Origin of the sequence: Kitasatospora sp. NPDC089913, from assembly GCF_044748625.1 — a bacterium.
Lineage (GTDB): Bacteria > Actinomycetota > Actinomycetes > Streptomycetales > Streptomycetaceae > Kitasatospora.
Genome location: NZ_JBIVGI010000034.1, coordinates 66,083 through 75,958, shown reverse-complemented (window position 1 = coordinate 75,958; position 9,876 = coordinate 66,083). Strand labels below are relative to the sequence as shown.

At 73.2% G+C, this 9,876-nt stretch carries 9 protein-coding genes and 1 pseudogene; 8 read left to right on the top strand and 2 right to left on the bottom strand.

Annotated elements, in window-relative coordinates:
• The first annotated feature begins 187 nt into the window (after positions 1-187).
• The 8 genes from ACIPYS_RS35035 (at position 188) to ACIPYS_RS35000 (ending at position 8,428) form a co-directional block, all read left to right on the top strand.
• Positions 188-1,555 carry a DUF1996 domain-containing protein gene (locus ACIPYS_RS35035; RefSeq protein WP_400753910.1) on the top strand — a complete coding sequence of 456 codons (1,368 nt, stop codon included), beginning with the start codon at positions 188-190 and terminating at the stop codon, positions 1,553-1,555.
• A gap of 159 nt (positions 1,556-1,714) precedes the next feature.
• Positions 1,715-2,680 (top strand): trypsin-like serine peptidase, encoded by a 966-nt coding sequence (locus ACIPYS_RS35030; protein ID WP_400753907.1) that lies wholly within the window; start codon positions 1,715-1,717, stop codon positions 2,678-2,680.
• Between the two features lie 106 nt (positions 2,681-2,786).
• The gene (locus ACIPYS_RS35025) at positions 2,787-3,500 is read left to right on the top strand and encodes a DUF4142 domain-containing protein (RefSeq protein ID WP_231978108.1); all 714 of its coding nucleotides are present in this window, start codon (positions 2,787-2,789) and stop codon (positions 3,498-3,500) included.
• Between the two features lie 23 nt (positions 3,501-3,523).
• Positions 3,524-4,570, top strand: coding sequence for a hypothetical protein (locus tag ACIPYS_RS35020; RefSeq protein WP_400753904.1), 1,047 nt, complete (start codon positions 3,524-3,526; stop codon positions 4,568-4,570).
• Positions 4,570-5,031, top strand: a complete 462-nt coding sequence (locus tag ACIPYS_RS35015; protein ID WP_400753901.1) for a hypothetical protein — start codon at positions 4,570-4,572, stop codon at positions 5,029-5,031. The genes ACIPYS_RS35020 and ACIPYS_RS35015 overlap by 1 nt, the downstream gene beginning before the upstream one ends.
• Before the next feature lie 42 nt (positions 5,032-5,073).
• Positions 5,074-5,901: a hypothetical protein gene (locus ACIPYS_RS35010; RefSeq protein ID WP_197698672.1), complete on the top strand. Its 828-nt coding sequence runs from the start codon at positions 5,074-5,076 to the stop codon at positions 5,899-5,901.
• Complete coding sequence (locus ACIPYS_RS35005) at positions 5,898-7,349, top strand: NADH-ubiquinone oxidoreductase-F iron-sulfur binding region domain-containing protein (RefSeq protein ID WP_400753897.1); 1,452 nt, start codon at positions 5,898-5,900, stop codon at positions 7,347-7,349. Before ACIPYS_RS35010 ends, ACIPYS_RS35005 begins: the two co-directional genes overlap by 4 nt.
• A gap of 134 nt (positions 7,350-7,483) precedes the next feature.
• Positions 7,484-8,428, top strand: coding sequence for a hypothetical protein (locus ACIPYS_RS35000; protein ID WP_093864091.1), 945 nt, complete (start codon positions 7,484-7,486; stop codon positions 8,426-8,428).
• A gap of 32 nt (positions 8,429-8,460) precedes the next feature.
• Here ACIPYS_RS35000 and ACIPYS_RS34995 read toward each other — a convergent pair whose 3' ends face one another.
• Positions 8,461-9,375, bottom strand: coding sequence for a phosphatidylinositol-specific phospholipase C (locus ACIPYS_RS34995; protein WP_400753894.1), 915 nt, complete (start codon positions 9,373-9,375; stop codon positions 8,461-8,463).
• A 198-nt stretch (positions 9,376-9,573) separates the two neighbouring features.
• Positions 9,574-9,876, bottom strand: a pseudogene (locus tag ACIPYS_RS34990) (hypothetical protein); the annotation flags it as partial.

Sequence of the window (9,876 nt, the reverse complement as noted above, 5' to 3'; positions counted from 1 at the left end):
GGGGGGCGGTGTTGGTGGGCCCGGGGGGGGGGGGGGCCCCCGCCGGGGGGGGGGGGGGGCCCCCCCCGCGGGGGGCGCGGGGGGGGGGGGGCCCGCCCCCCCCCCCCCGCGACCCGAGGGGACGAGGACCGCGGCCGTCGACCGGCGGACACCGAGGAACGACACCAAGGACAGAAAGGAAAGGCACATGAAGGCGATACGCCGTGGACGCCGCCACGGACGCGGGAGTCGCGCCGGCCACGCGGTCGGTCTCGTCGTCCTGCTCGCCGGTGGAAGTCTGGGAACGACGGCCTGTACCGCGGACGATGCCGAGGTCCCACAGGCAGGGGCGGAGATCCGGACCATCAGTTGCCCGGACGTCGCCACCAGTCTCTCCGGCGGTTCCCCGGACGATCCGCAAACGCAGGCCGGGCTCGGCCTGCTCGACCAGCAGGTGTCGGACGCTTACGACGCCTTGTCGGCCCCCTCCGTGGGAACACCGGGAAGCGAGGCCGAGATACTCGCCAAGGTCGCCGAAGCACGCCGTCGGACCATCACGGAGCTCGCCGACCGGACCGCCGCGTCCGCGCAGCAGAAGGCCGCGATGCTCGCCATGGCCGAGTGCACCGTCAAGCACGAGCGGGCGGGCGAGGAGATCGGCATCCTCAAGGGGCGGGAGGGCGACCGGCGGCAGGGCAGCGGACTGACCCGACGGGACTACGTCGACATCACGCAGGTCGCGCCCAACGCCGGCAAACAGCAGCCGAACGGCCGGCAGGCCGCCACCGGCAGCTTCACCTCCAGGTGCGGCAACAACGGGACCGAACGCCATATCAACCCGGACAACGTGGTCATCTCACCCGGCGAGCGCGCCGCCGCCCACCACCAGCACGACTATGTGGGGAACCGCAGTACGGACTTCCGATCCACCGTCGACAGCCTTCGGAAGGCAGGCACGACCTGCGACAACGGAGACCTGTCGACGTACTACGCCCCGGTGGTGCGGCTCCTCGACGGAAAGCGGGCGGACGACGCCGGCCAGCGGGGCGGAGGACTCGACCGCAATCAGGGGACCATCCTCACACCGGAGGAGTTCGGTATCACCTTCAAGGGGAACCCGTCCGGAAAGGTCGGCCCGGCTCCCGACGGCATGGTGGCCGTGGTCGGCGATGCCAAGGCCTTCACCAACGGGCCCGACAAGGCCAAGGCGTCCTGGAGCTGCACCGGGTTCGACACCGTGCAGCTGCGCGACAAGTACCCGCTCTGCCCCGCCGGGTCGAAGGTGGTGCGGACCTTCGCCTTCCCCAACTGCTCGAACGGACAGGCCAACAGTGCGAACCACCGGACGCACACGGCCTTCGCCGCGGACGGTCAGTGTCCGAAGGGGTTCGAACGGATCCCCCAGCTGGTCATGACGATCTCGTACCGCGTCCCGCAGGGAGCGCTCTACGCCGTGGACTCCTTTCCGGAGCAGCTTCACAAGCCGGTCACCGACCACGCGGACTACATCAATGTCATGCCGAAGTCCCTCATGCAGAAGGCAGTGGACTGCATCAACAACGGGACGAACTGCTGATCAGGAGCGCACGTGGCCGACACCCCATCCACTACGGTCCTCCCACTGCCCCGGAGCGCCCTCCCGTCGAGGGCACGCAGCCCACGGCGACACTCTCGAGCCGTTCTGGCGGTCACCGCGGCACTGCTCACCGCCTCGTGTTCGGTACTGGGCGGCCCCGTGGCCGACACGGACACGGCGTCCGATCCGCGGGACGCCGGCAACTGGACCGGCGCCGACTGGAAACGCTGGTCCGAACGACAGGGCATGGCGACCGACATGCCCGCGGGGCGCTGGACCACGGGCGACATGCGCCAGGCCGGTGCCGCCTTCCGTACCCCCGGCACCGTCGGGAACGCCGGGAGCGATCCCGTACCGGCGGCCGTCGCGGCGCGCACCACCGTCGGATCGCCCGACCCGGACCTCGCGGCCTTCGGAAAGATCTTCATGCGCAGTTCCTCCGGCGCACTGGTCTGCTCCGGGACGGTCGTCAAGGACCCCGCCCGCCCGGGCCGGAGCAACCTGGTGTGGACCGCCGCACACTGCCTCCACGAGGGGAAGGGCGGTCGCCCGATGCGGGACGTGGTCTTCGTACCGGCCTTCGACGGAAACGCGGCCACCGAGACGGCGATGCACCCACTCGGGACGTGGCCCGCGGCCCGGTCCGTCGTCTCGCCCCAGTGGGTCGCGGAGGGCGCCCAACGCGGCGGCCCTGTCAGCCAGTTCGACTTCGGCGTCCTTCGGGTCGTACCGCCGGCCGGGGCGTCCTCCCTGGAGGAGACGGTCGGAGCCGCGCTCGACGTGGGCTTCAACGTGCCGAGGGACCGGATCCCCGCACCGAGCGTGTTCGGCTATCCGGCGGGGGCGCCGTTCGACGGGACCAGGCTGCAGGTCTGCCGATCCCCGCTCCGCCCGACCCGGCTGTCGTTCGACGTGTCCCGCCCCACCATGCTCGCCGTCGGCTGCACCATGACCGGCGGCTCCAGCGGCGGCGGGTGGGTCACCGATCTGCCGGGCCGCGGCCGGATCCTCGTGAGCAACACCTCGATCGGTCCCACCCCGGCCCAGTGGCTGGCCGGACCGGCACTGGGTACCGAGGCGCTGCGCGCGTTCCAGTTCCTCGGCGGAACGCTTCCCACCCGATAGGGCTCGGGCCGGACCCCACGGACCGCCGGGTCGGGTGCGCCGGCCCCCTCCCGACCCACCGCGGCAGCCGCTCGGGCCGCCGCCGACGAAAGGCAGGAAAGGACTCATGGCCTACACACAGGGAACAGGCCGTTCCCCGTCCGGATCGCGGTTCCGGGGGATGGGGCTGATCGGCAACCTCCAGGTCTCGAAGGGCGTCGTGACCGGGGGCATCGTCCTCGGACTGGCGGCCACCGTCACCGCCCTGCTGATCCCGGTCGAGCTGTTCGGCGAGGCCCGGCGGATCGTGGCGACCGACCGGGTGGGTGCGCTGCCGCCGGGGTTCTCCGACGACAGTCTGGGAGTCCAGGACACACCGTTCGGCCCGCTGACCGCAGTCGACCGGGACTTCGTCCGGCGGGTGCGGCTGGCCGGCCTCTGGGAGGGTCCGGCCGGCGACCGGGCCCGCACGGCGGGGACGAGCGCCGCGGTCAGGACCGCCGGGGACCACATGGTGACCGGGCACCGCACCCTTGACGCGGTCGACCTGGCAGCGGCGCAGGTGCTCAAGATCGCCGACATGCCGCGCGAGCCCAGCCCCGAACAGCGTGGCTGGCTGGACGAGATCAACGGAGCGTCCCCGAAGGACTTCGACGAGACCTTCGTCCGGCTCACCCGGGCCGCCCACGGAAAGGTGTTCCAGGTTCTCGCGCTCACCCGGGCCACCACGCAGAACACCCAGGTCCGCAAGCTGGCCGACGAGGCCGACCGGACCGTCCGCGACCACATGGACGTCCTGGAGCGCACCGGACTGTGGAAGGGCGAGGAACAGAGCAAGTGACGGCAAACAGGAGGAACTCGCAGATGAACGTACGATTCGCCCGGTCCGTGCTGACGGGCACGACGGTCCTTGCCGTCATGGTCTCCGCCGGGTGCGGGAGCCAGGGCGGGACTTCCAGGGCCAACAGCGCCGACGGGCCGGGGGTGCTCCCGCAGGACGGCATGCCGGGTATGGAGACCCCGGGCGGAACCCCCGGACCGGGCGGGCTGGTGGTCAAGCAGGACGGGGCGCTCGGGTCCTTCCTGACGGACGCCCTGGGCAACGCGCTCTACGTGTTCGACAAGGACTCCACCAGCCCCCCCAAGTCCGCCTGCGACTCGGCCTGCACCGCGACCTGGATCCCGTTCCCCCCGGTGGACAACACCGTGCAGTGGCCCGGCGTCACGGGACAGGTCGGCACGCTCGTACGCGAGGACAGGAGCTCACAGCTGACCGTCGGCGGCCACCCCGTGTACCGGTTCGTCAAGGACACGACGCCGGGTGACACCAACGGGAAGTCCGTGGCGAACTGGAGTTTGGCGGCACCTGACGGAACGAAGGCGGGGAAGGGGTCCGGGCAGGGCAAGGAGAGTCCGCAGGGCAAGGAGACCGCACAGCGGACGAAGGAGCCGGAGGGGGACCGGGGCACCCGCGCTCCCGACCGGCCCGCCGACCGGGAGACGAGCCGGCGCGACGACCGCCGGGAGTCGGAGCGGGCCGACGTGCGCCTGACGGTCGTCTTCGTCCCGGCCGTCGGCCACGAGGTCCTGACCCTCGGCGGGCGCGTTCTCTACGTCAACGGCGACCGGCTGGCGGTGGGAACCGGCCGGCGCTGCGTCGGGTCCTGCCTGCGGGACTGGGTACAGGCTCCGGTCGTCGACCTCGAGCGGGTCGCCCAGGGAATCGACCGACTCCTCGTCAGGGAGATCCTGGTGGAGGACGGGTCACGGCAGCTCGCCGTCAACGGGCACCGGGTGTTCACCTTCTCGGCCGACAGCGCGGTCACCGATGCCAAGGGCAACGGCAGGGACGGTTGCTGGTGGCCGATTTCTCCCAAGGGCGAACCCGTCCGCTCCGCGGTGGCGAGCTGATGGTCCGGTCGCGCCCCGCTTCCCCGGTCGGCCTGGCGCTCGCCCGTCGCGCGTTCGCCGCGGTCACCGCGTTCTGCGCGGTGACCGCGGCCGGGCAGGCCTGGGAGACGTTGAAGCCGGCGGCGTCCGGCCCGCGCGCCGAACGCGACGCCCTGGCACGTCGCCTCGGCTGCACGGCCGAAGCCTCCACCGAGAGCGTGGAGATGACCGAGGCCGCGTGCACCGTCGGGAGCGTTCAGTACCGCATCGTCACCTTCGCGGCCGACGACGGCCGTCGGCAGTGGCTCGACCTGGCGACCGACTACGGCGGTACCTACCTCACCGGCCGCAACTGGGTGCTGGCCGCCTGGCCGACCGAGTGCCTGGCGCCGCTCCGGGACCGGCTGGGCGGCGCCCTGAGGACGGGAGCTCCGCACGGCACGGCCGACGGGACGGACGACCGGCACGCGCACGGCGGCTGAGCGAGGCGGTCGTGCGAAGAATCGACAACGAAAGGCACATGTATGTCCTCCTCCAACCGGCGGATCAGGGCGCGTACCAAGCGCGCCGCCCGCCCTGCCGGCGCCGCGCCGGGGCCGGCCCCGGCGCCGTCGCGGGAACTGCGCCGGCGGCTGGTCCGCACGCTCGCCCCGGTGACAGGTGCCGTCGGCTTCGTGGCGGTCTACCTGGGAGCGGTCCGGCTCTCCACCGGAGTCCGGCAGTTCCTCGACTTCGGCGCGGGCGTACTCGCGCTGGTGTGCCTGAGCTCGGCCGTCCTGTGGGGCCTGCTCTCCACCGACCGTTTCCTCCTCTACTCCGACCACAGGCTGGTCTCCCAGAGCGTTCACCGGGTTCTCGCCGTTGCCGGGCTCGCGTTCCTCGCCCTGCACATCTGGATCAAGGTCGCCGAACGGCACACGACGGGCGTGGCCGCGGCCCTGCCGTTCGGCGACGCCGCGCAACCCGTGCTCGTCGGTCTCGGCACGCTCGCCGGCTACGGGTTCGTCGGCGTGGCGGTGACCGGTGCCGCCCGCAGCCGCTTCGCCTCCCAACGCGGCGCGCTGGTCTGGCGGCTCCTGCACATGACCTCCTACCTCGCCTGGGGGGCCGCCCTGGTGCACGGCCTGAGAGCCGGTCGGGAGGGGAAGGACTGGGTCACGGTCTCCTACGTGTGCTGCTTGGTGGCCGTCGCCCTGGTGCTCGTCCTCAAGCTGCGCTCGAACAACGGCAGGCCCCCCACCGCCGGGCCGGGGACGACCCTGCCGGGCCGGCCCGCGACGACAGCGCCCCGCCCCGATGGCGGGCCCAGGCCGCCCGCCGCGACCACCGTCCGTCCGGGCGACGGCCCGTGAACGAGATCCGGCCCACCGTCAGTTCCTTCGGCCCGGCCCGGTTGCTGGCCGGAACCGACGCCGGACGCCTCGACCGCGCGCGGCACCTCGCCGTCCACGGCCCGGTGCCGGTCCTCAGTTCCGAGGAGGTGGTCACTCTCACACGCACCGTCGACCTGCGCGGCCGCGGCGGCGCGGGCTTCCCCTTCGCCCGCAAGTTCCAGGCCGTCGTGGACGCGTTGCGGAACACCCAGGGGGACCCGGCTGTCGTCGTCAACGGTGCCGAGGGTGAACCCAGTTGTCTCAAGGACACCGCACTGTTGCTCAACGCCCCGCACCTGGTGCTGGACGGCGCGGAGATCGCCGCGGTCGCCCTGCGTGCCGACGAGGTCGCCGTCGGCGTCGCGCGGTCGGACGTGCTGGCCTCGGTGCAACAAGCCATGGACGAACGGCGATCGCTCTCGGTGCGGATGCGCGTCGAGCAACTTCCGGAGCGGTTCGTCACCGGTGAGGGGTCGGCCCTCACCAACGGGCTCAACAACAACCCGGCCCTGCCCTCCGGCCGGAAGGTACGGACCAGCGAGCGGGGACTGAACGGCCGGCCGACACTGCTCTCCAACACCGAGACGTTCGCCCAACTGGCTGTCGCGGCAAGGCTGGGCGCACAGGGTTTCGCCGAGGTCGGCCTTCCCGACGAGCCGGGGACGGCCATGCTCACCGTGGCCGGCGAGGCCGTTGTCGAGGCTCCCACCGGAGCGCCCCTGACCTACCTGCTGCAGATGTGCGGGATGTCGGTCGGCCAAGGGCTGCTGGTGGGCGGATACCACGGGATGTGGCTGAGCCCCGCGGCCGGCGAACTCGCCCTGGTCTCCCGGGAAGCCCTGAAGGCACTGGGTGCGACGCTCGGCGCGGGCGCCGTCCTGCCACTGCCCGAGGAGACCTGCCCGGTGGGGGAGACGGCCCGCGTCGCCCGCTACATGGCGGGGGAGTCGGCACAGCAGTGCGGCCCGTGCGTCTGGGGCCTGGCCAGGCTGGCCGACGAGCTGGAGGCGCTGACGACCTACGGGGGACAGGCGGCCTACGACGCCGTCTTCTCCCACGTCCGGGGCGTGCTCGGGCGCGGTGCGTGCTCGCACCCCGACGGTACCTCCCGGTTCGTGTCCTCGGCGCTCAAGGCCTTCCCGGAGGACGTCGGCCGACACGTCTACGAGGGCGGCTGCGGGCGGCCGGTCCTGGGGGTGCTCCCGGTCGACGGCAAGGACGTCGGCAAGGTGACGCAACGACTGCTGGTCGACTGGACGCTGTGCCGGGCGCACGGGCTCTGCGCGGACGTGCTGCCGGGAGTCGTCCAGCTGGGACCCGACGGCTACCCGTCGTCGGCGGACATGCCGCTCAAGGAGAAGGAGCGGGCGAACGCGGTGCGGGCCGTACGGCGCTGCCCCGCGCTCGCCCTGAGAGTCGTCGGCTGAGCCGTCAGCCGTCAGCCGTCAGCCGTCAGCCGCTCGCCCGTGGTCGTCCGCCGTGCGCCACCCCGTACGGCGGCGGGCGGGCGACGCCGGTGGGCGGAAGACCCCGGCGCGCACACTGAGAGGAGGAACGCGGTATGTACGCCGGTGTGCAACCGGGACCGGGCCGGAGCCCGGACGACGAAGTCCTCCGCCGGCTTCCGCTGGATCTTCGGACCCGGACGGGAGGCACCGGGGACGGTGGGCCCGGACTCCCCGACGCGCTCTACTGGCTCCACCGGATCGAGCTGCTCTGCGGGGAGGCCGAACGACTCGGCCGGCAGCACCGCGGGCCCGGGCCGGGCGGGGCGGAGGCCGAGCTGTGCGGGCGGGGCGCCAAGCACGCCGCCGCCGTGCTCGCCGGCGCGGTCCGGGAAGCCGTTTCCCGGACCGCGCCGAGCGACCGGCCACAGCCGCAGGAGAGCCGGATCGACTGGGAGGCGTGGGTCCACGCGACCTGCAGCATGCGGGCCGAGTGGGCGATCTGCGAGGAGCGGGCCACGGAGACGGGCGCGGCGGCGGCCGCGTTCCTGCGCGTAGCCGATCAGGCGTGCACGGTCTTCCGGTCGATGGCGGGCGTGGAGGCCTTCACCTGGTGGAGGACGCTGACCGATCCGCTGTACCGCGCGTGGCTCGACGGGGCGCTCAGCCACATCGGCGCCCCGCCGGCGCTCTTCCCGGACCGCGACGCGCTCTACCGTGCCCGCCCCGCGCTGGCTGCCGGCTGGGAGCCCGACGCCCAACTGTCCCCCGACGACGTCTTCCCGCTGGGAAGCCTCGAACGCTACGTCCCCGACGGAACCGGCACCTGGTGGGCCATCATCATCGTCACTCCGCAGGGCGCGGACGATCCCCGTGCCTGGCCCCATCCCACGGCAGCGGTGGTGGCCAGCAGCGTGCCCGGGGGGACGGCACCCTCGTGCTGCTACCTTCTCGCCGAGCGGGTGATCCCGCGGCAGGTGCTCCCGGCGCTCGGCGCGGGCCGGGCGGAGGACCGTCTGGAGGACATCGCCGTCTGTCTGGCCTCCCGCACGGGGGGCTGACACGGCGGCCCGGGTCGCGGGCCGCCGCTGTCTCAGACGCCGAAGTTCAGCGCGTAGAGCGAGCGCGCCAGGTCGGCGGTGACGAAGTCGGCCGGGACGGTGCCGAGCACCGGGCGGGTGGAGCGGTCCAGGCCGCCGAGGTAGGACCGCAGCTTGGGGGTGATCGCGTCGGCGGCCTGGCGGGGCCAGAGCCCCCAGCCGGAGCTGGACGTGAAGGTGAGGAAGAGCCGCTGCGGGTCGGTGGCGGTGCGGGCGGCGGTCAGGTGGGCCGAGACCTCGGGCCACTTGCGCGAATCGAGGTCGAAGATGGTGCCGATGTCGTAGTCGTCCTCGATGTCGGTGCGCCCGCCGCCCCAGCGGACGCCCGGCAGGCCGGCGTTGTCGGCGAGGAGGACGACCCGGCCGCGGACCTCGCCGATCGCGGGAATCCGGTCCTCGGTCCGGAACAGGCCCGGCCAGCGGCGCTGGTAGTCGGCGAAGAGGGCGCCGAACTCGGTGTCGGACACGGTGGAGTACTCCTGCTTGACCCGCATCACCAGGGCCTCGCCGGGGTGGGCGGCGAGAAAGGCCTGGCACTGGTTGAGCACGTCGCCGAAGAAGACCTGCTGGAACACCGGCCCGTGGTGGATCGCGAGCACTCCGTCGATCGCCCGGCAGCGGATGTCGAGGAACCGCACCCCGGCCGCCAGCTGGGCGGGCAGCGCCAGGGTCTGCGTCTGGGTCAGCGGCCCGCCGTACAACGAGCAGGTGTCGTGGGTGCCGGGCAGGGTGAGCCGGGCGAGCGGCAGCCGCGGGTCGACGGCCGCCAGCCAGTCGGAGCCGCCCGGCAGGTCGGCCGCCCGGGCGCCGGGTGAGCCGACCGCCAGGCCGCCGGCGGCGAGCGCCCCGAGCACGGCCCCGCGGGCGAAGGACCGGCGGCTGATCGTCGTACGCATGGTCAAGGACACGGCGCGGTACCCCCGTCGGGTGGGTGGGGACGGAACGGGAGGAACGACGGAACCTGCCCATTGTCGGGAACCCGTCGCGCTTTGCCCAGGGGCCGGACGGAGTCCGGCCGGCGAAGCCCGGCGCCGGGCCGCCGAAGCCCGGCGCCCCGCCCCCGGACAGGCCGGGGACGGGGCGCCGGGTGGAGCGTGTCGCGGGGGTCAGCCGCGGGTGATCACGAGCTGGCTGGAACCGTCCGGCAGGCCGGCGATCGCGGCGCGCTGGGCGGGGAAGACGCTCCCGCCGTACGGCCCCTGGACGGCGCCGAAGCCGGACCAGTTGCCGTTGGCGAAGCGGGTCTTGTGGTAGGCGTTGCCGTCACCGCCGACGACCGCCACCTGCGAGGAGCCGTCGGGCAGTCCGGCGATGCCGACCGTCCGCGCGGCCATGGTGGGGGTACCGTTGCCGGGCAGTGCGGCCCAGCCGGACCAGTTGCCGTCGGCGAAGCGGGTCTCGTGGTAGAC